Origin of the sequence: Thermococcus thermotolerans (assembly GCF_024707485.1) — an archaeon.
GTDB lineage: Archaea > Methanobacteriota_B > Thermococci > Thermococcales > Thermococcaceae > Thermococcus > Thermococcus thermotolerans.
Window position 1 is genome coordinate 762,800 of sequence record NZ_CP102602.1, and the last position, 20,096, is coordinate 782,895.

General features: G+C 52.3%; 26 protein-coding genes. 13 read left to right on the top strand and 13 right to left on the bottom strand.

Features of this window, described 5'->3' with window-relative positions; genetic code table 11:
- Positions 1 to 161: 161 nt before the first annotated feature.
- Both NUS69_RS04435 and NUS69_RS04440 read left to right on the top strand, forming a co-directional pair.
- A complete protein-coding gene (locus tag NUS69_RS04435) occupies positions 162 to 647 on the top strand; it encodes a hypothetical protein (protein ID WP_258084603.1) in 486 nt (161 codons plus the stop codon).
- Positions 631 to 1,641 (top strand): PIN domain-containing protein, encoded by a 1,011-nt coding sequence (locus NUS69_RS04440; RefSeq protein ID WP_258084943.1) that lies wholly within the window; start codon positions 631 to 633, stop codon positions 1,639 to 1,641. The genes NUS69_RS04435 and NUS69_RS04440 overlap by 17 nt, the downstream gene beginning before the upstream one ends.
- A 5-nt stretch (positions 1,642 to 1,646) precedes the next feature.
- Here the strand turns inward: NUS69_RS04440 and NUS69_RS04445 are convergent, their stop codons facing one another.
- From NUS69_RS04445 to NUS69_RS04500, 11 genes are all read right to left on the bottom strand, one after another.
- A complete protein-coding gene (locus NUS69_RS04445) occupies positions 1,647 to 2,000 on the bottom strand; it encodes a toxin-antitoxin system TumE family protein (protein ID WP_258084604.1) in 354 nt (117 codons plus the stop codon).
- Positions 1,975 to 2,253 (bottom strand): hypothetical protein, encoded by a 279-nt coding sequence (locus tag NUS69_RS04450; protein ID WP_258084944.1) that lies wholly within the window; start codon positions 2,251 to 2,253, stop codon positions 1,975 to 1,977. Before NUS69_RS04450 ends, NUS69_RS04445 begins: the two co-directional genes overlap by 26 nt.
- A gap of 42 nt (positions 2,254 to 2,295) precedes the next feature.
- The gene (locus NUS69_RS04455; protein ID WP_258084605.1) at positions 2,296 to 2,583 is read right to left on the bottom strand and encodes a hypothetical protein; all 288 of its coding nucleotides are present in this window, start codon (positions 2,581 to 2,583) and stop codon (positions 2,296 to 2,298) included.
- Positions 2,584 to 2,642: 59 nt separating this feature from the next.
- Positions 2,643 to 3,965, bottom strand: a complete 1,323-nt coding sequence (locus NUS69_RS04465) for a RuvB-like helicase (RefSeq protein ID WP_308686520.1) — start codon at positions 3,963 to 3,965, stop codon at positions 2,643 to 2,645.
- Between the two features lie 62 nt (positions 3,966 to 4,027).
- Complete coding sequence (locus tag NUS69_RS04470) at positions 4,028 to 4,975, bottom strand: zinc-ribbon domain-containing protein (RefSeq protein ID WP_258084606.1); 948 nt, start codon at positions 4,973 to 4,975, stop codon at positions 4,028 to 4,030.
- Positions 4,972 to 6,003 carry a zinc ribbon domain-containing protein gene (locus tag NUS69_RS04475; RefSeq protein ID WP_258084607.1) on the bottom strand — a complete coding sequence of 344 codons (1,032 nt, stop codon included), beginning with the start codon at positions 6,001 to 6,003 and terminating at the stop codon, positions 4,972 to 4,974. The genes NUS69_RS04470 and NUS69_RS04475 overlap by 4 nt, the downstream gene beginning before the upstream one ends.
- A 122-nt stretch (positions 6,004 to 6,125) precedes the next feature.
- Positions 6,126 to 6,566, bottom strand: coding sequence for a hypothetical protein (locus tag NUS69_RS04480; protein ID WP_258084608.1), 441 nt, complete (start codon positions 6,564 to 6,566; stop codon positions 6,126 to 6,128).
- 9 nt (positions 6,567 to 6,575) lie between these two features.
- Positions 6,576 to 7,337: a 7-carboxy-7-deazaguanine synthase QueE gene (locus tag NUS69_RS04485; protein ID WP_258084609.1), complete on the bottom strand. Its 762-nt coding sequence runs from the start codon at positions 7,335 to 7,337 to the stop codon at positions 6,576 to 6,578.
- 9 nt (positions 7,338 to 7,346) lie between these two features.
- The gene (locus NUS69_RS04490; protein ID WP_258084610.1) at positions 7,347 to 7,607 is read right to left on the bottom strand and encodes a hypothetical protein; all 261 of its coding nucleotides are present in this window, start codon (positions 7,605 to 7,607) and stop codon (positions 7,347 to 7,349) included.
- Between the two features lie 52 nt (positions 7,608 to 7,659).
- On the bottom strand, positions 7,660 to 8,160 hold the full coding sequence (locus tag NUS69_RS04495) for a hypothetical protein (protein WP_258084946.1): 501 nt from the start codon (positions 8,158 to 8,160) through the stop codon (positions 7,660 to 7,662).
- A gap of 179 nt (positions 8,161 to 8,339) precedes the next feature.
- Positions 8,340 to 9,518: a hypothetical protein gene (locus tag NUS69_RS04500; RefSeq protein ID WP_258084611.1), complete on the bottom strand. Its 1,179-nt coding sequence runs from the start codon at positions 9,516 to 9,518 to the stop codon at positions 8,340 to 8,342.
- Between the two features lie 747 nt (positions 9,519 to 10,265).
- Here NUS69_RS04500 and NUS69_RS04505 point away from each other — a divergent pair.
- From NUS69_RS04505 to NUS69_RS04555, 11 genes are all read left to right on the top strand, one after another.
- Positions 10,266 to 10,526 (top strand): 50S ribosomal protein L37ae, encoded by a 261-nt coding sequence (locus NUS69_RS04505; RefSeq protein ID WP_014012168.1) that lies wholly within the window; start codon positions 10,266 to 10,268, stop codon positions 10,524 to 10,526.
- 33 nt (positions 10,527 to 10,559) lie between these two features.
- Positions 10,560 to 10,709 carry a DNA-directed RNA polymerase subunit P gene (locus tag NUS69_RS04510; RefSeq protein WP_012571411.1) on the top strand — a complete coding sequence of 50 codons (150 nt, stop codon included), beginning with the start codon at positions 10,560 to 10,562 and terminating at the stop codon, positions 10,707 to 10,709.
- Positions 10,710 to 10,761: 52 nt separating this feature from the next.
- On the top strand, positions 10,762 to 11,403 hold the full coding sequence (locus tag NUS69_RS04515) for a ribosomal biogenesis protein (protein WP_258084947.1): 642 nt from the start codon (positions 10,762 to 10,764) through the stop codon (positions 11,401 to 11,403).
- The gene (pcc1, locus tag NUS69_RS04520) at positions 11,346 to 11,624 is read left to right on the top strand and encodes a KEOPS complex subunit Pcc1 (RefSeq protein ID WP_258084612.1); all 279 of its coding nucleotides are present in this window, start codon (positions 11,346 to 11,348) and stop codon (positions 11,622 to 11,624) included. Before NUS69_RS04515 ends, pcc1 begins: the two co-directional genes overlap by 58 nt.
- Positions 11,625 to 11,687: 63 nt before the next feature.
- Positions 11,688 to 12,038: a prefoldin subunit beta gene (locus NUS69_RS04525; RefSeq protein WP_258084613.1), complete on the top strand. Its 351-nt coding sequence runs from the start codon at positions 11,688 to 11,690 to the stop codon at positions 12,036 to 12,038.
- Between the two features lie 28 nt (positions 12,039 to 12,066).
- Positions 12,067 to 12,399 carry a DUF3194 domain-containing protein gene (locus NUS69_RS04530; protein WP_258084614.1) on the top strand — a complete coding sequence of 111 codons (333 nt, stop codon included), beginning with the start codon at positions 12,067 to 12,069 and terminating at the stop codon, positions 12,397 to 12,399.
- Positions 12,377 to 13,360 (top strand): DHH family phosphoesterase, encoded by a 984-nt coding sequence (locus tag NUS69_RS04535; protein WP_258084615.1) that lies wholly within the window; start codon positions 12,377 to 12,379, stop codon positions 13,358 to 13,360. Before NUS69_RS04530 ends, NUS69_RS04535 begins: the two co-directional genes overlap by 23 nt.
- Before the next feature lies 1 nt (position 13,361).
- Positions 13,362 to 13,688, top strand: a complete 327-nt coding sequence (locus NUS69_RS04540; protein WP_258084616.1) for a hypothetical protein — start codon at positions 13,362 to 13,364, stop codon at positions 13,686 to 13,688.
- Positions 13,689 to 14,780: 1,092 nt separating this feature from the next.
- On the top strand, positions 14,781 to 15,506 hold the full coding sequence (locus tag NUS69_RS04545) for a tRNA-binding protein (RefSeq protein ID WP_258084617.1): 726 nt from the start codon (positions 14,781 to 14,783) through the stop codon (positions 15,504 to 15,506).
- A 171-nt stretch (positions 15,507 to 15,677) separates the two neighbouring features.
- Entirely contained in the window at positions 15,678 to 16,688 is a 1,011-nt protein-coding gene (locus NUS69_RS04550) for a hypothetical protein (protein WP_258084618.1), read from the top strand.
- Between the two features lie 21 nt (positions 16,689 to 16,709).
- A complete protein-coding gene (locus NUS69_RS04555; protein ID WP_258084619.1) occupies positions 16,710 to 17,213 on the top strand; it encodes a hypothetical protein in 504 nt (167 codons plus the stop codon).
- A 130-nt stretch (positions 17,214 to 17,343) separates the two neighbouring features.
- Here NUS69_RS04555 and NUS69_RS04560 read toward each other — a convergent pair whose 3' ends face one another.
- Positions 17,344 to 19,200, bottom strand: coding sequence for an aldehyde ferredoxin oxidoreductase family protein (locus NUS69_RS04560; protein WP_258084620.1), 1,857 nt, complete (start codon positions 19,198 to 19,200; stop codon positions 17,344 to 17,346).
- Entirely contained in the window at positions 19,200 to 20,021 is an 822-nt protein-coding gene (locus NUS69_RS04565) for an aldo/keto reductase (RefSeq protein WP_258084621.1), read from the bottom strand. The genes NUS69_RS04560 and NUS69_RS04565 overlap by 1 nt, the downstream gene beginning before the upstream one ends.
- Positions 20,022 to 20,096 lie beyond the last annotated feature (75 nt).

Consider the following 20,096-nt stretch of genomic DNA (forward strand, 5'->3'; position numbering starts at 1 on the left):
AAACGGATGAAAAGGGACAACTCTTCCCTGGTGAAGTGGGGAATCTCACTCATTATGACGCTCGCCTATGCATTCGGGGCGGCCCTACAACTGCCTCACTCCACCATTTCAGCCCCTTCCAGTGGGGACGGTACCTCAGCGCGCGTCTGGGGGAATAAATTATGGTGAAGATTGCCTACATAACCCTGCTCGGTCGCTCGGAATGGGCACTGGTAAATACCTACTACGCGGTCGTCTCAAGGGGGAGAAAGCCGGACAGGGTCTTCATATTCACGGAAGAGGCCTACCGCAAAAAGCTTCCCAAGGTTGTGGAGGCACTAAAGGCAATATCTCGGGCGTACAACTTCACCCCTGAAATCGAGACCATTGTAATCCCTGACAACAGCTTTCTTGAGGCCGATAGGAAGTTCAAAATACTCTTCCAGAGGCTTGAAAAGGAAGGGTACACCATCGGACTGGATATAACGTCCGGGCGGAAGGCTCTTGCCACAGCGGCGGTGGTTCAGCTCAGGGAGTTTCCTGTGGACAGGATAATTTACATGGCCCTCCTCGACATGGACTTCCCGGACAGGCCCTACATGATGATCCCCCTCCACATGCAGCGCCTCAAGAACTTCCTGGGTGATGGAAATGCGCCGCCCTACTGAACTCATCGAAAAGCCGGAGCTTCAGGTTCTTCTGAACGTTCTCGGGGAAGTTGACGTGAGCTATCCACTATACGGTCTCCACCTGCTGAGGGCGAAGCCGATAGAGACGGGCTACCGCGTTGAAGTCACCGTTGGCAGGAGGGAATTCAACGACCGGGTCCCTGAGTACCTCTCCCACGAACTGCCCACATACACCGACTTCTACGAGACGTTCATATCGGCAGGTATAATCCTCTACGACAACGTGGACGAGTTCCTCCAGAACCTTGAGCTCTACGAGAGGCTCAAAAAGGGTGTCGCCTTTGCCCCGGACACGAACCTCTTCTACCACCGCTTCATCTCGGGCTTCAGGCCCCTCGACAGGTATCAGATAGTCGTGGCCGAGGGAGTGAAGAAGGAGATAGAGAACGCGATGAACTACAAGTACCACCACAGGGAGCTGGAGGAGATGAGACGTGAGGTGAGGAACGGAAGCCTCCTGAAGGAGTTCAGCAACAGGAGGACAAAAAAGAGCAGAAAAGCCGCTTACATAGCCCTCAAGGAGTTCGAGAGGCTGAAGGATAGAATAATCATAGCGGAGAGCGTCAAGGAGCCGGCCCACAACAACGACGAGATAATAGTGAAGTCCCTCAAGCACTACGACAACATGACGCCGACCCTTCTGGTCTTCCTAACGGCTGACATAGCGATAACCGACGTGGCCGAGATGGAGGGGCTTGAGTACTTCCTCTTTAAGTATCCGCGCAAAGAGCTCGGAAGGCACGACGTTACGGCGTACCAGCTCAGGACGCTCCTCTTCAACCTCGCGGCGGTCTTCGGCGTCATAGAAGTGAACGGGATAACAATTTTCGGCGAGTTCGGAGGCAAGGGTGGGCTGAACGAGCTGAAGCTGGTCTTCCCGGCGGAGAACAGGGCATATCACGAGTTTGAATTCCACCTCAAGCTTTCGAGAAAGCTGAGGGAGATAATGGACAACATTGCTACGGGGGTCTAGATTTTTCAAGATTTTGGGACTAATTTATCCTCAATAATCTTTAAGATGTCCTCCAGCGAGACCTCTCTGGAAGGTTGAATGTTGTCTTTGGAGCTGACATGTTTATGGTGGGGAAAGGTCTCCAGCCTCCTGTGATGCGGCGCGTTGTCCCATCTAATTATAAGCTCCCCGCCCCTCTGCCACTGGAAAGAGTAGTTATATTCATCCTCGGAGACGAACTCTCTAATGTAAAGAACGCTTCCGTCCCTCAGCCCTGCCTTAATTTTCAGGAAATAGAATCCCTCCCCCTCCTTGTAGTCGAGAACCTCATAGTCCCTAACAACTGGGCTGTTATCAAGCAATTCTAATTCTCTGAGCATGCTCAATCTCCCTGAGCTTGCTTTCAAGCTCCGTTAGTTTTCTCGCGTAAGCCTTCCACTCAATATAGTCGTCCCATGCCTCAAATGACTCCTCTGAGCTTTTTAGCTTTCTCTCGAACTCCTCAAACGTCATCCTATACTTCTCCTCGAACAGCCTGATTTTCTCACGTATCGGGGCAAGTTCGGATATTATTCTCAGCCGTTCATGAAGGAGGATGTCCCTTTTCGAAACTATGACTTCGCTCATTCCCATCACACCGTTAGCTCGGCATTGGGAGATAAATACTTTTCCACATTAAGTCCCCCTTTTGAACTTAATAAAGAGAGCCGTCATCACGAGGATGAAGACGAACAGGGTCAGTATCTCGGCGACTCCCTCATGCAGGGGGAGAAGTACCACGGACATCGATATGCCGAGTGCAACCAGCTCGTCGCTTTCCCTGCTCTCTCCACCGTAGCGGTATTCCAAGGCAAAGGTGAGCCAGCCGAGGGTCAATATTATCATCGGCGTTTCTCTGAAGTCCATGAAGAGGTATAGAAACCCCGCCAGGAGAAACGGAAGGGCAAAAAGGAGACGCCTCATAGTACCACCCAAGCAAGTTAAAGACTACCATAAAAAGTTAGAAAAAATGCTTAAAAGTTTTACTGAAGCATGCCCTCCAGCTTCTCGACAAAGCTCATGCTCCTCCTGAGATCCGCAAAGTACTCCTTCGCCCTCTCGATGTGCTCCCTCTCCACCCTTCCGCCCTTTGCCAGGACGCTGGCCGGGGCGAGGAGCTGAACAGCGTAGCGCAGGCTGGTTTTCTCCCCGAGCTCCGCGAGGTACTCAATGGCCTCCTCGCTGACCTCGATCTTCTCCTCCCTCGCGCGAATCTTGACTATCTCGCGAATTTCCTCCTTCCTGTAAGGCTCGGTGTTGATTATGAGCAGCCTGTCGAGCATGTCGATGGGTATCCCGTGCGGGGCTTCAAGGTCGGTGCCCCTTATCTTCGTTCTTCCGCGGTTCGTCGCGAGGATAAGAATCGGCGCCAGCTCGCTCTCCATAGCCCTCGCGAGGAAAGAGAACGCCTCGATGTCGAGCATGTGCACCTCGTCTATGAAAAGAACCCCCGGAACGAGGCTGGCCTTCCCTTCCTCGATCCACTTCTTGACCGTCTCGTCAACGCGCTGCCTTATCTCGTCGCTTATCTCCGCCCCTGTGCTGAAGAGCAGGCCGAAGATGTTTCCGCGGGCGTTGGCAACGTCGAGGTCGTGGAGCGTAACGGTGTAGGTGAACTCCTTTATCTTGAGAACCGGGCCGCTCGGCAGGTTCACCTTGCGCTTGAAGAACAGCCCCTCTTCCTCCTTGGTGGTGCCTATCTTCGAAATCCTTCCGGTCTCGGCGTCAATCTGTATGACGTCGCCCTCCTCAACGCCCATCTCAAGGAGCTGGTAGGCTATCTCCCTCCCGGCTCTAATCGTCTTCTCGTCGTCCTTCGTGCGGAGGGTTATAACGACGCTCTCCGGAATCTCGACGTAGGGGTTGAAGGGATGCCTGGTCTTTCTAACCTCTATCGACCTGACCTCACCCTCGTAAACCTTCCTCTCCTCGCTTATCCTTACCCCTATCGCCCTCCTGAGGGCCTCCTTCAGGAACTCGGTCTTCTTGACCTCGGCGGAATAAATCTCACTGCCAGCTATCTGGACGAAGGGAACATCTTCGCCGAGCTCCCTAGCTATACCCATGGCTATCGCCGTCTTGCCGCTCCCAGTCGGGCCGACGAGGAGGATTCCCTTACCGGCGAGCTTGCCGCGCTTGATGAGCTCAACGGCTATTCCGGCAGCTTCCCTCGCCTTGACCTGGCCCACCATTCCGTCGGCCATAAACCTGGCCTTTCCGTTCTCATCGAGACCAAGGCCCCTTATGTGGGAGTGGCTTCCAATCCTCTCGAAGCTCCTTGGCGCCACTTCCTCTATCACTGGCATGATACCACCCCCTTAATCTTTCCAGGGGTTACTAAAAGAGGGAGGTTTAAAAATTTGACGGCTCACATGTGGGCCTTCCAGAAGCGCCTTATCGCCCCAAAAGCCTCTTCCTCGGGAGCATAATCCGCCGCCATTTCAGCCAATAGTCTGTGCTCGCTGGCCCTGCCACGAAGGGTAAACGCGCGCTTCAGCGAAGGGAATGAAGCGGCAGCGGCGGCACCCATCGAGCCCACAACTGAGGTAAATCCATAGGGCAGGAGCAGCTTCCCAAGGAAAAAGCCCGAAGCCAAAAGCAACGAACCCAAGGTAAAGTTGACGAACCTCTTTGGGAGGGCTATTGGAAACTCGGCGTAGGGGATTCTGCCGTCCGTTCCGTCAACGTAGGCTCTGTGAGTCAGCAGGCCGTACTTGTATTTGACCCGCCACATCGGGTAGTAAACCAGACCATCCAGCTGCACCTCGAAGGTTGGCATTCCCATCTCCACACTGCCCCAGTGGAAGTAGCGCCTTGCTTCCTTCTTCAGCAGGTTTCTAACTTCATCCCGGAGCTTTTTCTGAGCATCGTCCTCATCCAGGGTTTTCTCTATGAGCTCTCCCTTGACCCTGCCATCAAAATACCGTCTCCCCTTCGTGGGCAGAGGGTAATTAACCAGCTCGTCGAAACCCTCGACCGCGGGGACGGTGATGTAGTTGAAGAACTCGACGTGACCGGCTCCCTCCGAGGAAAACGTGCCGGTGTGGGCAACGCCCTCTGCCCTTACAAAGAAGATGTAGAACGGGACGTACAACAGTTTTCTCTCGATAAGCCGGGCCTTCCACTCGATGTCGTTGGGTGAGAGGCGTTGAAGCCTGATAAACGATGTAAGGGGTCTCCAGGGGTCTTCTATTTTTAGGTCATAGGTGAATGTCCTGGCCTCCCCAAGCCTAATCTGAAACCCGCAGTAGGGGCACGTTACTATTCCTCCTTCAGCCTTGAACTCCGCACCGCAGTTGGGGCATTTGATCCTCATCTTTCGACCCTCACATCTCTGGCCATTTTCCTCCCGTAGCCCCTAGCGAGCCCAAACCCAAAGTAGGCGAGCAGAGCCGGGATTATCAGAGCCAGGAGCGCGCCCTGTCTGGCGTGGGCAACGAAGTCCCAGTATTCTAAGTTGCCGTACGGAGTCATGAATAACGCGGCCACCGTCACTCCCACCAGCGCCGCGAGTGCGTATGCCACCTTGCGCCAGACCCTCACTGGCTCAAGAGCGAGCACTTCCTTTCCCTTGTGGCCGTCGTATGCAACGAAATACGTTCCACCCTCGATGTCGTAGTACACCTTCCAGAGGGGGTAAAACACGAGGGCAAAGTCCTCGACCTCTCCTCCAAACCCAAATGATTTTATCTCAGTGTCCTTTGGAACGTGCTTCTCCTTTGCGAGGTCCGACGCCCTGTCCAAGAGGGCAAGCTTGGCCTGTTCCTTCCCAAAATCGGTGTTTAAGAACTCCAGCTCAAGACTTTCCCACCTACTGGGTGTCAGCTCAGCTATTGGCTTTGGCTCCATCATGTACTTAAGCGTGTTCTTTATCTCTTTGAAGGTTATGTAGCCCGCCCTTTCAAATTTTTTCGCGAGGGTCTCAACGGCTATGTCGTAGACACCTCTCCTTGCGGGAACGCAAACGAGGGGGTTATCTTCAAATTCCCTGTACCTGACGACCCTCTTCTTCTTGTTACCCTCCTTTTCGTAATCAACGAACCTGACGTACCCATGGCCCTCGACCTTCCCGAACCACAGTGGAACGTAGAAACCCTCAATCTTGGCTATTTCAACCTTCCCGCGGAGGCCTATGTAGTCCCTGTCCTGCCCCACGCGCTCCCAGAAGAGGCGGAGTATTTCCTTCTTTGGGAGGCTCTCAACGAAGAAGACGTTCTTCTCGGTGAAAATTTTGTCGTAGGAGTTGGGGTAACCACAGTACGGGCAGACGACTATTATATCCTCGGGAGTGACATCAAGGGGCGCACCGCACCGCTCGCACCTGAGAACCTCGATGATTACCACCACTGATTGGGAGGAAGGTAAAGGTTAAAAGTTTTTGGCTCAGGCCGTCGATCCCGGGCATCTTTTACCCCAAAGGCCAATGTCATCATCGCCGAATTCAATTCGAGAAGTTCCTTAAAAGCTCACCTGTATCTCAGCCAGAAGTACAGCGACGCGCTCCCCACGACGATGGAAACCGCGAGCAGGAAAGCGCCAACGAACCGCGCCACGTACGAGCTCTCTCCAATGGCCAGCCACCCCATTATCAGCCCAGCCGGGACCAGAAGCAGAACTGATTTCTCGGAATTCCAGAAGAAGGCCGTCATCATAAGCCCGCCCGCGACGAGGTAAAGCGGGTTCCCGTAGTTCAAAAACAGCATCGTAGGGAGGAGAACGCCAAAAACGAGATAGGCCTCACCAGCACGCTTCGAAGGCTTTGAGCGGTTGATTATGGAAGCCCCGGAAAAGAGGGCCACGAATGCCGCCAGAAGGAGTGCGAGAGAAAGCTCCCCGCTGGAACCCTGAAGATATGCGGAAAGGCCAGCGAACACGAGGGAGAGCGCAATAAGCGCCTCGCCCTTCACGCTCCCACCTCAGAGGACGTTGAGGTACTTGTGAACCTGGAAGCTCAGGCCGACGTTCTTCCGCCCCATAACGAGCGAGGCTTCACGGTACAGCTCCATGAGTCTCTCCTGGCTTACCTCAATCGGTTCCCTCGGCTGGATCACGAGGGGAGCCAGACCCTTCAGCAGCTCCGCATACCAGCTGATGTTCTCGATTTTTGTCTCGGATGTAACGACGAGCTTGGCGTAAACTTTTGCCCCTGCTTCCTTCAGAATCCTTATGCTCTCGACCTCACGGAGAACCAAAGCCCTCCAGTCCCCTGTGGCCTTTGCCGTCTCGTCCTTTATGTCAACGCTCGCGTAGTCGGTAAGGTGGGCAACCTCTCTAATCAGCTCCGGAAGGCCTCCGTGGGTCTCAAGGAAGTTATCAAAGCCGAGCTCCTTCATCCTCTCCATGAGTGCCTTGAGCGCCCTTATCTGGAGCGTCGGCTCGCCGCCGGTGTAGCTTATCGAGTGTACGTCACCGGTATCGAGGCGTAGAACGGCCTCGATCACCTCATCAAACGAAGCGGGATTCGGTCTGTACTCGAACTTCCCCGTAAATGGCTCGACCTCGTAGCGCCAGCGGGAAACGCGAGAGGCGTTGATATATTTCCTGGAGTCACACCAGGCACAGTTAAGGTCGCAGCCTGCGAAGCGGACGAAGATCTGCCTCCTTCCAAAGGCAGAACCTTCGACGCTTCCACCTTCGCCCTGCCAGCTGTTGAAGACCTCGGCCATTATGAGCTTCATGTCAACACCTCACAGGTCATCCACATCAACGCCCTTAACGTGCTCGCTCACGTAGCCTTCAAGAATCTCAACCCGTACCTTTCTTTCCTCGCCGGTCATGTCGGCCATAAGCTGAACTCCCCTGGCGTAGTCCCAGAGGCGCCTCTTTACCTCGTCCGTAATCCTCTCCGCCATGATTATTATCTCCCGCTCGCTGGGCATTCCACTCACAATCTCGATGACCTTCCGGGCGTCATCCTCGGTGAAGGTTCCCCTCTTCTTGAAGAGCAAGCTACCACCTCCAGCTTTAATTAAACAATTGCATAATTCAGCAATTACATTATCAAATATATTTCATCAGCAGTTCGACGGCCTCCTCGAATATCTCCCTGTCCCTTCCGTCAAGGACGCTTTCGAGGTAGTGAAGGCTCACGAGGTTGAGGATTATGTAGGCGGTGTTCCTGTCAAGGCCGAGGTCATAGGCCTCGTAGAAGACGATTTCCCTTCCAAGGGCCTCGTTCAGCATCTCCACGAAGTAGGCGATGTCCTCCACGCGGAGCTCGTCCCATTTGCTCTCCATTTCGTCAAAATACCTCTCCATTATCCTGAGGGTCTCAAGGTCAAGCCTGAGCGTCCCCTCAAAGTAAGGAAACTCGCCCACGCGGAAAATTTTGACACCCTCCTCGTCCTGGATGCCTATGTAGTCCCACAGGAGAACGCCTTCAACGGGATTGTGGCCGTATTTGCTCGCCAGATATGAGAAGCGCTCCATTATTTCGGTCATGTCGTCGAGAAACTCCTCTTCGTCGCGGAAGTGTATTATCTTGCTTATCGTTCCAGCCATGTTCTGCACCTAATTGGAGTTGGGGGTGAAGTTATAAGGATTTGGCACCACAAAGATAAAAAGACTAGGATGCATCTAATCAACCGATTCACTAGTATCCTCTTCTGACCTCCTCCCCGCCTTGAAGGGCGAAGCTTTCAAAAGAAAAAATGATAACAAAAATATGAATCCAAGAGACGCTAATTTATGCTCCAGTCCCAATAATAGACTAAGGTATTTGATGCATGGATGTCTGGAGACAAAGGTATGTTATTGACCCAATTGACGGTTATTGTAAATTTCTGACTAGCCTCGACGTGTTTGTTTGGAATCCTCAGCGAAAACATGTATCCTGGCTCTACACTGACCCACTCATCCCCAACTCCGAGATCTCTGTTAAATTTGTAAGTCCAGCGAACCCAATTCTCCCCGGTATTATCAACGGTGATTTTGACGGCTTTAAGTATGTTGGTAATCGTGACACTTGCTCCCCCATTACCCAAGGTATACTGAAGTGCCTGAGAATGTTCTTCGTTATAATAATCAACATTGTATGATGGTTTAAATGAATCTAGCGAAAAGACACTATTCCCATCAGGTCTTGTGTCGACTTGGATTGTAATCTTCTCAAATTCCCAATTGAGTATGGGTAGTATGCCCGCTGAGTTAGGCTGTATTTTTTGAACCTTGTTTGAGTTCCGCTTTGAACCCCAAAGATAACGGCCGGCATAAACATACGTCTGCATGTCAACGACACGCCAGTCGTAGTCAGGATTCATGTCTGCCAACTTGTAAACCAGGTAGACTAACTGTAACCTACCATGTGGATACCACCCATCACCCGATGTCCAAGTTATCTTGCTCTCAAGATATGCATCCGTTGAAGTGGAAACGGATTCTGCTGAAAAATTTGAGATAACCTTTCCATTTGCCATTGCCCTCCAAGAATAGTCAACGGGAATTTCTATCGGAACCGTATATTCAACAAAATACGTCTTCCTGAACTCCGCTAGTGCCTCTTCTTTGAACTTTTTTATGTCCTTTGCGACATATTCTTCCGGAGCAGCATATATAAAAAACCTTCCTCTGGGGAGAATCTTGACGGCATATACCGTGTCATTGCCGAATCTAATGATATATGGAAGAAGTTTCGCATCTTTAAGTATTTCAAGACCATAAGAGTCCACTAAAATAAGCTGTCCTTCCTTGAGCAACTTCTCAGCCTGTTCCTGAGAAATAGCATGTATAATACCCGATGAGGTGGTTTCCTTTGGCGTATCCCTCTGCTGGAGGTAGGAATCCCCAGCAATTCCAATTCTAGCCGTCACTCCAACCATAAGCAGCCCTATCAGGACTGCTAGCAGCGGCTTCCATCGCAAGTTGCTCACCCCTTATAAGTTTCCGCATTATCACTTAAACAACTTGTCTTTATAGATTTTTCCTTTTAGTATAAGCAAGCTCTTTTTATTTTTTTAAGTATAAATTTTTTATAATTAAGTTTTACTCTTTAGAATGAACAAAAAGAAAGCAGAGTAAAAGACTGCGCTCTATTGTTCAGTAACCTTTTTATCACTATTATCGCATTTCCTCCTGCCCGACGAGTATCGGGTTGCGATGATGTCGGGACCCCCAGGGGGCCGACATCTCCAATGGCCCCCTTACAAACTTTTCTAGTGAAAAGTTTTATCAAATACTTCTGACTGTTCCTGAGGCGGGTTTATTAGTCTGTGCACTTTAATGCAGGTAATTTTTGTTGTTGGTTTGTTTTACAATTACGAGTTAACAGGGATCCACTCTCAAGAAAGACGTCCGTTGGACGCCAGAATGGAAGTGGACCCTTGTAAAAGCGCACGCATTATCCTCTGCCAGTTCAACAGAAAAAACTTAAAGAAATTTTGGTGAAGCTTTTCCCAAAAGCTTCAATCACACACTTTGATGAAACTTTGCCCGGCAAAGTTTCAACGCTCAGATAAATTTTATAAGGGAATCCTCCATCAACCGGCGGGTTTAAGAACCGCGAACTTTGATGGGACTTTGCTCCGCAAAGTTTCCAGGCAAAGGTTTATAAAACGTCTCCGGAAACACTCTCCAGTCGTGAAAACCGTTGATAATTAGGGGTGATGCTCATGGGAAGGACTACTAAGGTTGGTTCAGCTGGAAGGTACGGTCCCAGGTACGGTCTCAAGATCAGGAGAAGGGTCGCGGCTGTTGAGGCCAAGATGAAGCAGAAGCACGTCTGCCCGGTCTGCGGAAGGAAGGCTGTCAGGAGGATAAGCACCGGCATATGGCAGTGCCAGAAGTGCGGAGCAACTTTCGCCGGCGGTGCCTACCTGCCGACCACTCCGGCCGGAAAGGTCGCCAAGCGTGTCACGGCCTCCAAGGCCTGACCCCTTTCCTTTGCTTAGTTTAGGGTGATAACCATGGTGATGGCCGTTTACCGCTGCGCAAAGTGTGGAAAGGAGGTCGAGCTCGACCTCGAAAACACCAGGGAAGTCCGCTGCCCCTACTGCGGCAGCAAGATACTCTACAAGCCCAGGCCCAGGGTGGCCAGGCGCGTAAAGGCGATCTGATTCTTTCGTTTCGAAAGCCTTTTATCGATTAAACGAATTTTGAGTGAGGGCTATGATGCTGATAACGACTTCCCACAGACCCACGAGGAGGACGAGGAGCTTCGGCCACGACCTGGAGAAGGTGTTCCCCAACTCGCTCTACCTGACCCGGGGAAAGAAAACGATACAGGATTTACTCATGGAGGCTTACGACAGGAACTACGAGCGACTTTTGATAGTCAACGTCTGGAAGGGGAACCCACTCAAGATGACCTTCATCAAGGTCGACCCCAACGACTGGGGCTACCTCGGCTATCTGTACCTCCACGGCATAAAGCTCCAGCGCGAGATTGGTTTCAGGGATATAAGGCCCATACGCGAGGAGATGCCGCTCGTGGTAACTACCGCCAAGCGCGTCGGCCTCGACCACGTTGCGTTCGCCCAGGTTTTCGCCGAGCTGACCGGCGGGAAGTTCGTTCCGAGAAGGGAGCGCTCGCTCCTCGGAATAGCAGACAGGTACAACACCGACGTGCTGAGCGTCATCGAGAGGCACCCGCGCGGAATGGCGGTGAACTTCTACCGCCTTGATGTTAGTAAGGAGAAGGCCGTTGGCCCGCTCATAAGCGTCAAGATCTGGATAATGGAGGACGGGCGGAGATGGGACTACAAAGAGGCGGCGTGGCTGAAGAAAAAACCTGGCCAATCGAAGGGGTGATCGAGCTCTCCTTTCCCGATGAGGAGACCGCGAGAATAGTTTACGAGAGCGTTCTGTACGAGCACGAGAGCGTACCATATCGGAGGAGCAGGATAGAGTTCCTCCGCGAGGGGAACAGGGTGATAATCCGCTTCCTTGCCCGGGACAACTCAGCTTTAAGGGGGACGCTCAATTCCTACCTCCGCTGGATCAAGGTCGCTATGGACTCGCTTGAGGTTTAGCCTAAACTATTTAAAGCCCATCCCTTATTCTAACCCGGCATTACGATTACGGAGGTGTTGGTTATGCAGAACATTCCGCCTCAGGTTCAGGCCATGCTCGGCCAGCTTGAGAACTATCAGGGACAGCTCCAGCTCGTCATCCAGCAGAAGCAGAAGGTTCAGCTTGAGCTCACAGAGGCCAAGAAGGCCTTGGAGGAGCTTGAGAAGGTCGATGATGGAACGGTCATATACAAGACCGTCGGAACGCTCATCGTCAAGACGGACAAGGCCAAGGCCATCGAGGAGCTGAAGGAGAAGGTCGAAACCCTTGAGGTCCGCCTGAACGCCCTTGAGAGGCAAGAGAAGAAGCTCAACGAGAAGCTTAAGGAGCTCACCGCGAAGATACAGAGTGCGCTCAGGCCCACAGCGGGCTGACCTCTTCTCTTTCATTTGGGTGGTAGCGATGGGCGAGGAAGCCAGCGGGAGGAAGGTTATCAACATTGGTCTGCCGGAGCTGAGCGAAGAGCAGCTCATAGAGGTCGGAGAGGTCGCTCAGGAGACGATAATCAAGCACGTCTTCGATGTCCTCAACAGGAGCGACGTCAAGGACATCGAAGTGACGATGAGGATAAACCGGAACGAGACCCTCGACCTTGAGGTTGAGGTTTACCTTGAGGTTCCGGTTTTTGTAAAGGTTGACGTTGAAGGGCTTATTGACGATGCCGTTGAGAAGGCCTACGCGGCCGTCGAGAGGAAGCTGAGGGAGATCGCGGATGAGGGGCAAAATAAGGCTTAAGCGCTTTCTTGAACGCTCACGGGATAGGTCTTTCATCCTCCTCTGCCACCACAACGCAGACCCCGATTCCCTCGGCTCGGCGATAGCCTTTGCCCTCTACCTGAAATCAATCGGCGTTGAGAAGGTGAGAATAGGCGTTGCCGAGAGCGTCTCCTCCTACGCGAAGAGACTGCTCACATTCTCACCCGTTCCGCTCGAAAAGGACCCCGTAGTTGCGGAAGAGGTCGTTGTAATCTTCGACACTTCATCCCTCGAACAGCTCGAACCCATCGAAATTCCGCGCGGTAAGACCGTTATCGTCATCGACCACCATGCCGAGAAGGAAAAGCCCATCCGGGCCCATATAGCCGTCGTCGATTCATCACGAACCTCCACGGCCGAGATAGTCTGGGAGCTGTTTAAATACCTAGACTTCTATGACAAGAAGGCCGTTAAGGCACTCCTGGCCGGAATAGTCACCGACACGGCAAACTTCCGCTTTGCGAACGCGAAGACCTTCAAGGCAGTGAGCGAGATGCTGGAGCGCTTTCCAGTTCAGATGGGCGAGATATTCCAGCTCGTGGCCCCTGTCAGCGACGAGAACATAGACCAGGCAAAGCGCATGGCCATCCTCAAGGCCTGCCAGAGAATGGAGATAAGGAAGTTCAGGAAGTACCTAATAGCCGTCTCAAGGGTTTCAGCCTACGAGTCCCTCGCCTGCAAGACGTTCCTGAACCTCGGGGCTGACATAGCCATAGTCGGAAGCGAGAAGAAGGGAGTGAGAATTTCCGCGAGGGCAAAGGAGAACCTCGTGAAGAAGGGCCTGCACCTCGGCAAAATCATGGAGAAGGTCGGGCCGGTTATAGACGGCTCGGGCGGCGGCCACGCTGGAGCGGCCGGGGCCAACGGGAAGAGGAACCTTGACGAGGCTATAAAGCTCATCCTGAAGGAGATTGAGAGGTTTTTGAGGGAGGTTGATTGATATGGCAAAGTGCCCGCTCTGCGGAAAGCCCCTCGACTGGGCGGAGTTAATCGGGCAGATGCTCGTCCTTGAGAACGCGGAGGAGATTTTCCGGGAGCGAGAAAGGTTCATGGAAACCTTTGAAGGCTTTGTCTTCAAGTGTCCCCACTGCGGTGAGGAGTTCTACGGCAAGAATCTACCGAGAAAAGAAGCCGAAAAGGTCTTTGAGCTCCTCAGAGAGTTCAAGGGCTCTATAGACTGGGAGAGCCGGAAGGTCCGCCTCAGGCTCAACAGCCTTTTAGCGCTCGACACGATGCTCGAAAACTGGGACAAAAAGGTCAAGGGTTAGCGATAGTCTTTTTTACTTTCGTCCCCTATTCCTAGCGGTTGGTGGTTCTCGTGGAGGCCGTGGAGCTTTACCTTTCAAAGGGGGATTACAAGAACGCTCTGAGGAACGCGCTGGCAATAGGGGACGGGATACGACGGATGGTGGCCCTCACAGAGGTGCTGACGGCCTTCCCGAGGGACGAGGTTTTAAGTCACATGCTGGAGACGCTCGAATCCATAAGCGGAACGCCGGAGAAGGCTCTGGCGTATTCAATCCTCGGCAGGGCCCTCTACGTACTCGACAGGGACAGGGACGCGGAGGCGTACTTTGAAAACGCCATGGAAATTGCGAGTAATATAGACTCTCCAAGGGTAAGGGGTGAAGTTTTAGCGGGAATAGCAAGGAACCTCGTTCTCTCAGACCGCTATAAGGATGGATTAGAGCTGTTCAGGGAGTCTGTGGAGCTGCTTCAGGCCTCGCGAGGGCTGTCATCGGCGGCAACGTCGTCGCTGATAAAGGTCGCCAGATTGATCGAGAAGAGCGCTGACGAGATACCCAACGAGATAGCCCTTGAGTTCTACGGCCTGGCCCGGGATGTTTACGCCTCGATATTCTTCAAACTCCAGGCAAAATACATCGAAGATAAAGTGGAGCTCATCAGAGACGTTCTCAAGAGGAGTAAAATGGCAGTAGAGGAGCTCCTTGAGAGGGGGGAGGTAGAGCTCGCTATCTCAATGATGCGCTTCCTCCCGCTGGAGGGGAGGGCCATAACCATGCTTGAGCTGGCCTACTGGCTCTACCTCCATGAGCAGCCGAGGCTCGGCAGGAGGGTCTTCGATGACGCCCTTGAGATCATCTTTGTGGGTAAGTTCAAGCCGACGGACAGGGAGCTGGATGGAATAGCGAGGCGCTTCCTTCGCATAGGCTTCCTGGAGGAGCCGCTTATCCTTGCCGGCGTTATCAGGGACGATAAGATAGCGTCGGAGCTCCTTGGGGAGGTGGCTCTGGCGTATGCCCGCTGGGGCGATAAAGCCAGAGCCCGTTCGATAGCCGAGGGAATAAGGGACGAAAGCGTTAAGAACCGCATTTTAGAGGCACTGGAGGGTGAGAGTTATGTGGGACACGAGCAAGGATTACCGCTTACTGGTTGCGGAGAAGGCGGTGGAGCTGTTCCTGAAGACGGTGGAGCACGCGAAGTTCAAGGGGAAGTGGAACAAGAAGGGAGCGATTCAGCTGGCGAAGGAGATGATTCCGGAGCTTCAGGCGATGAGGTACAGCTACGTAGAACCAAAGGAGCTGATTGAGACACCGCAGATGAAAGCTTTGAAGGAGAAGGCCAGTAGTATAATCGAGGCCCTTGGAGGAGAGGACTGGCACCACAAGTTCATCAGCCTGGCGGATAAGAGCGAGCGCGAGAAGGTCGAGGAGCAGGTAGCCAAAGTCCGCTTCTTCCTGAACACGATACTCGGCCTCGACAAACGCCTCGCCCTCGGCAAGATAAACGACCCGGTCATAGCCGTTGACATCAAGGTCGGTGAGGTCATGAGCGTCGGCAAGCACCCGAACGCCGACAGACTTCTCGTCACCAACGTGAACATCGGCGACAGGGCGATAACAGTTGTTACTAACGATTTAAGCGTTAAGGAAGGAAACCGCGTGGCAGTTGCCCTGCTCCCGCCGGCTAACTTCAGGGGAATAGTCAGTGAGGGCATGTTCCTCGGTGCCGGAGAGGGAGTCCTCAAGGATGTGAATGGAGAAATAGGTGGATTGCCTAAGGGAATCCCCCTTGAGGCCTTCAACGAGACGAGGAACCTGGTGGAGGCGTTTTTGAAGGGGTGACTTTTCGCTTTTTGTTCTGATGTATTCACTAGCCTACTCGATTACTCTTCTTTCTTTTGGCCCATATCAACCGTAAAACCCAACTCTGAATAAATTTATACTTGGAAAAAAAGAAAGACATTGTACTAATAGTAAAAGGAAAAGTTTATATGTGCCAACAGTAATGAGATCATGAAAAACTCTCAGGAGGTGAACGACTTGAGATGGATGGCTATGTTGGCAATCCTTTTGGGACTGCTGATGGCTGGAGTGAGTGCAGAAGCCGCAAGCGCAATATCCCCTCCAATGCTAGATAATGAAGGGTTCTCAGTATCTCTAAATAATGATTCCATGTTAAACACTTCAACGAAAATTTCATTTTTTAAATATACGAGACTAAATCAAGAGTTCACATTGATACTAGAGAATGGAACAGTTTTCAAGCTGACTCGAGAATCTGCAAACATTAATATCAAGAGAGATCGGGAAGTCATAAAAATTATCAGGAAATATCATCTAGGAAAAATGCTCGTTTCGGAAATAATATTTGTGGAGAGAGATAAACTAAAGACTATTCTTGTCGTTAGTTCCAAAGAAGCAACTAGTTTAAGGGTATTGTGGAATGTTCATTCTCCAGTCCTCAGAGATTTTGGCACAATGAATGCTAATCAAGCTCATCTCGCCGGCACAATTTCCCCAGCAATCATAGGCCAAAGCAATAACATTAGATTTACCCTGTCATATGGTGAAGTATACTCAAAATTTAGATCCTCGACCATAACCCGGCAGGGCATTTCTCTAACATTCGGCCCATTCAACATATCCCAACACGAGACACTCAATATTGGTAAGTTTGAAGTATCCATTCAAAGAGCCCATGTTAACAAGATAACTCCTGTGAGATATTACTATTACACACCATCCCCCGCCAGATATCCAATAAAAAGGCATTTCGACATCTACGATCACAATGGTAACGTTGTTGGTAGGGCTGTTGTGGCAATCTACGGGAGCAGAAAACGAGGAAGCAACTATGCATATCTTGAAGACGGAATGGAAGGATTTACCTCAGTCGGCTATGCTGTAGCTCCTAAATATGGAAAGTTTCATTCATTGTACACCAAATTTGAGTTTTGTGGGGGTTATTTCGGTTCGGGATATCCGAATGTTCCAATAGTATGGATAGCACTCCAGAGGCCATGACATGGTATGGGGTGACACGTGATGAATATCAAAGATTGGGCACGCACTAATTTCAAAGAACTCCTTGCAGTTTATCTCCTTTATGTTATTCTTTTTAATATGGTTGTTCCACAGTCGTCCCTGATATCAGGTGGTAAGGATGCCGAATTGCACGGGGCACTCAAATTGCCCGTAAAAGGGATGGCCTATGAAGGATCTCTAAATTGTTGGAATTCAACCAAAGAGTCGGTAAACGGACTGTATCTCATATGCCACTTCGCCATCTCGAAAAAGGGCTTTGTAAGCAGGGGGATTATAGTCAAGTTCTCATCAAGTTCATCAGAATCATTTCGAATCGAAGCTGTAAGAGATGACTTGATAGTAAAGGTACCTCCAAATTTTATAGGTAATGAGACACTCAAAATTACGATTAACACATACGATGTCTGGTGGATAGGTATCATTATTCAACATCGTACTAGCACTGTTTTAGTACTTAACTGTACTGAAACAAAATGTGCGCTGAGTTACATCACCAAAGAATAATGCATGCGTCTGTTTACTTAGCAGGCCTCTATATTGTATAAGTATATTCGAGCCAGTAGGGGACAGCATCGTCCAGGAGGTAATATCAGAATGCGAGAGGGTGTGGAACACAACGGAAAAGTGAGGGGCGTCAAAGCCCCATCCTCTTTCTCACAATCTCCAATGCCCTCTCAGCATCGTCCTTGAACTCCGGATAGCCAAGCCCCTCCATCGTCTCCGGTAGCGGAACGCCGAGTTCCTCGTGCCAGCCCCTCAGCCTGTAGAACTCCCTACGAGCTTCGAGAAAGTCGTTGTAGTCTATGAAAGCCGCGTTACCTTCCGCTGGTCCCTCTGGCTCCTGCTCCCACCAGCGCGGTGGAATTGTATCGTCGAGAGGAGGCGTAACCCAGTCGAGAGCGTCGTGTATGCGCGCTATGCTCTCCACAGCCTGCGCGACCTTCCTGAGCCTTTCAACGGTCCACTCCTCGCCGGTCGCGAGCGAGTAGAACCTCGCGAGGTTCTCCATCTTGTAGGGCACGAACTTGCAGGTTCCGAGCATGTCCGTGATGTAGCTCTCGTCCCTGCCCTCTATCATCGAAGGCACGAGCTCCTTTGCCGGTCCCTGGTTCGGTAACTGGTGAGGTCTCGGCCAGCCCCTCAGATGGCTCGCTCCGACGTCAGCAGTGGCGTAGCTCAAAGCGTAGGTTCTCCTTCCGCGCGGGTCCCAGGCGGGACTCTCCATGCCCTTTACATGAACCGCGGACTCACAACCCCTACCGAGCCTTTCACAGGCCCGCTTCACACCGTCCGCCAAGATTGCCCCAAAGCCCTTCCTCTCGGCCATGAGCTTTAGGAGCTTCTCTTCAGCCTCCTCATCTCCGAAGCCCTTCACAGGGAAGCCTATCTCCTCCTCGGTGACTAGGCCATTCTCGACCATCTCGAAAAGCCAGCCTATAGTGGCCCCCGCCGCTATGCTGTCCAGTCCGAGGTCGTTCACGAGCCAGTTGAAGTAAGCCACCGCCGGGAAGTTGAAGACTCCGGTAGCTGCTCCGAGCATCGCTATGCTCTCGTACTCCGGCTTGACGCGTATTTTCCTGCCTTTGTATTCAACCTCGACGTAGCGGGCGCACTTAATCGGACAGCTCTTGCCGTGGACGAACCATTCCGGCTCGACTTCATACTTCTTGACCTCGTCTCCAGCTAATTTGCTCGCCAGCTCGTCAGGGATGTATGGCCTTGAGAAGTTGTAGGCAGGGCTCATGCCGAGCGAGGCGGCGCTCCTTAGTGCATCGGTCGTTCCGTAGTTCCTCGTGTGCTCGTATTTCGGGTTTGTTGCAAACTCGTTGTAGAACTCCATCCAGAGTTTCTGGAACTCCTCCGGGCTGGCCACATTTGGCTTTTCGCCCGGCTCAACGACTACCGCCTTCACCCTCTTGCTGCCAAGAACCGCCCCGAGACCGCCCCTTCCGCTGGCCCTCTCGGTGTCGTAAATGACGTTGGCGATCCTGCTGAGTCTCTCGCCTGCGGGGCCTATCAGGGCCATGCTCGCCTTCGGGTGTTCCTTCCAGAGCCTTCTGGCAACCTCATAGTTGCCCTTCCCCCAGAGGTGGCTCGCGTCTCTAATCTCTACTTTTCCATCGTGGACGTGGAGGTAAACCGGCTCCTCTGCTTTTCCCTCGATTATCAGTGCATCGAAGTGCCCCTTCAGCTTCGGGCCGAAGGCGTCTCCACCGCTGGAATCGCTTATAAGCCCGGTCTCCGGGCTCTTGCTCACCGCTATGACCTTGCTTGAGCCCGGCACTAGGCCGGTCAGTCCACCAGGAGCAAAGATGAACTTGTTGGCCGGGCTGAGCGGGTCGGTTCCGGGCGGCACTTCCCTGTAAATCAGGTAGTAGCCCAGGCCCTTCCCGCCGATGAACTTTCTTATTATCTCATCCGGCAGTTCCTCGTAGGTTACCTTTCCCGTTGTCAGGTTCACCCTTGCGAGCTTGTTGTGGTAGGCAAACATCAGACGCACCCCCTTGCCCTTTCCCTATCCTCCATTGAAAGCCTCCAGCCCATGGCCCCGGCGTTCTCCTCAATGTGCTCCTTCTTCCCGGCCTTGGGTATTGTCACGACGTTCTCCTCCCAGATGAGGTAGTTCAAAGCCACCTGGGCTGCGGTTTTGCCGTAGGGTTTTCCAATCTCGGTCAGACAGGGGTTCCTCGCGAGGGAGCCCTTTTCGAGAGGGGTGTATGCCATAAGAGCTATTCCCTCGCGCTTCATGTAGTCGAGAAGGCCGCTCGTTTCAGGCCACCTGTCTCTGAGTGAGTACTTCACCTGATTGGCCACTATCTCGTACTTTCTCATTGCCTCTTGGGAGCGTTTGAGGAGCTCAAGGTCAAAGTTGCTCACACCGATGTAGCGGATTAACCCCTCATCAACCAGTTCCTCAAGTGCGTGAAGCGTCTCCTCTATTCTCCCAAAGTCGTCAACCGGCCAGTGGAGCAGGTACAGGTCTATGTACGTGCCGAGCCTCCTTGCACTCGCCCGTGCGGCCTTCTTTGCGCTCTCATACCCGAAGTGCGTGGGCCACACCTTGCTGACGATGAAGAGTTCTTCGCGCTCGAAGCCTCTGATGGCCTCTCTCACGAGCTCCTCACTGTGGCCGGCACTGTAGAACTCGGCCGTGTCTATTAGGTTTATCCCGAGCTCAAGGCCGTACTTTAGGGCCTCAACGCTCTCCCTGTCGCGCGAGTAGTCGGGGCCTTCTTTTCCACCTATGCCCCACGTCCCCATCCCTACGGCGGTAACTCTGTCCCCGCCTATTTTCTTCACGTCCCGTCTCATTGGGCACACCTGATGGAATTGGATTTCGAACTAATTAAAGTTTGCGTCTGAACGCTAAGATAGCAGGCCAAACGG

Coding starts and splice junctions, on each gene's coding strand:
- NUS69_RS04485 (WP_258084609.1), bottom strand. CDS start 7,337: ATGAAGCTCATAATGGCCGAGGTCTTCAACAGCTGGCAGGGCGAAGGT.
- NUS69_RS04450 (WP_258084944.1), bottom strand. CDS start 2,253: ATGGGAATGAGCGAAGTCATAGTTTCGAAAAGGGACATCCTCCTTCAT.
- NUS69_RS04455 (WP_258084605.1), bottom strand. CDS start 2,583: ATGAGGCGTCTCCTTTTTGCCCTTCCGTTTCTCCTGGCGGGGTTTCTA.
- NUS69_RS04505 (WP_014012168.1), top strand. CDS start 10,266: ATGGGAAGGACTACTAAGGTTGGTTCAGCTGGAAGGTACGGTCCCAGG.
- NUS69_RS04555 (WP_258084619.1), top strand. CDS start 16,710: ATGAATATCAAAGATTGGGCACGCACTAATTTCAAAGAACTCCTTGCA.
- NUS69_RS04545 (WP_258084617.1), top strand. CDS start 14,781: ATGTGGGACACGAGCAAGGATTACCGCTTACTGGTTGCGGAGAAGGCG.
- NUS69_RS04535 (WP_258084615.1), top strand. CDS start 12,377: ATGAGGGGCAAAATAAGGCTTAAGCGCTTTCTTGAACGCTCACGGGAT.
- NUS69_RS04510 (WP_012571411.1), top strand. CDS start 10,560: ATGGTGATGGCCGTTTACCGCTGCGCAAAGTGTGGAAAGGAGGTCGAG.
- NUS69_RS04525 (WP_258084613.1), top strand. CDS start 11,688: ATGCAGAACATTCCGCCTCAGGTTCAGGCCATGCTCGGCCAGCTTGAG.
- NUS69_RS04445 (WP_258084604.1), bottom strand. CDS start 2,000: ATGCTCAGAGAATTAGAATTGCTTGATAACAGCCCAGTTGTTAGGGAC.
- NUS69_RS04470 (WP_258084606.1), bottom strand. CDS start 4,975: ATGAGGATCAAATGCCCCAACTGCGGTGCGGAGTTCAAGGCTGAAGGA.
- NUS69_RS04515 (WP_258084947.1), top strand. CDS start 10,762: ATGATGCTGATAACGACTTCCCACAGACCCACGAGGAGGACGAGGAGC.
- NUS69_RS04440 (WP_258084943.1), top strand. CDS start 631: ATGCGCCGCCCTACTGAACTCATCGAAAAGCCGGAGCTTCAGGTTCTT.
- NUS69_RS04565 (WP_258084621.1), bottom strand. CDS start 20,021: ATGAGACGGGACGTGAAGAAAATAGGCGGGGACAGAGTTACCGCCGTA.
- NUS69_RS04465 (WP_308686520.1), bottom strand. CDS start 3,965: ATGCCAGTGATAGAGGAAGTGGCGCCAAGGAGCTTCGAGAGGATTGGA.
- NUS69_RS04495 (WP_258084946.1), bottom strand. CDS start 8,160: ATGGCTGGAACGATAAGCAAGATAATACACTTCCGCGACGAAGAGGAG.
- NUS69_RS04530 (WP_258084614.1), top strand. CDS start 12,067: ATGGGCGAGGAAGCCAGCGGGAGGAAGGTTATCAACATTGGTCTGCCG.
- NUS69_RS04435 (WP_258084603.1), top strand. CDS start 162: ATGGTGAAGATTGCCTACATAACCCTGCTCGGTCGCTCGGAATGGGCA.
- NUS69_RS04550 (WP_258084618.1), top strand. CDS start 15,678: ATGAAAAACTCTCAGGAGGTGAACGACTTGAGATGGATGGCTATGTTG.
- NUS69_RS04540 (WP_258084616.1), top strand. CDS start 13,362: ATGGCAAAGTGCCCGCTCTGCGGAAAGCCCCTCGACTGGGCGGAGTTA.
- pcc1 (WP_258084612.1), top strand. CDS start 11,346: ATGGGACTACAAAGAGGCGGCGTGGCTGAAGAAAAAACCTGGCCAATC.
- NUS69_RS04560 (WP_258084620.1), bottom strand. CDS start 19,200: ATGTTTGCCTACCACAACAAGCTCGCAAGGGTGAACCTGACAACGGGA.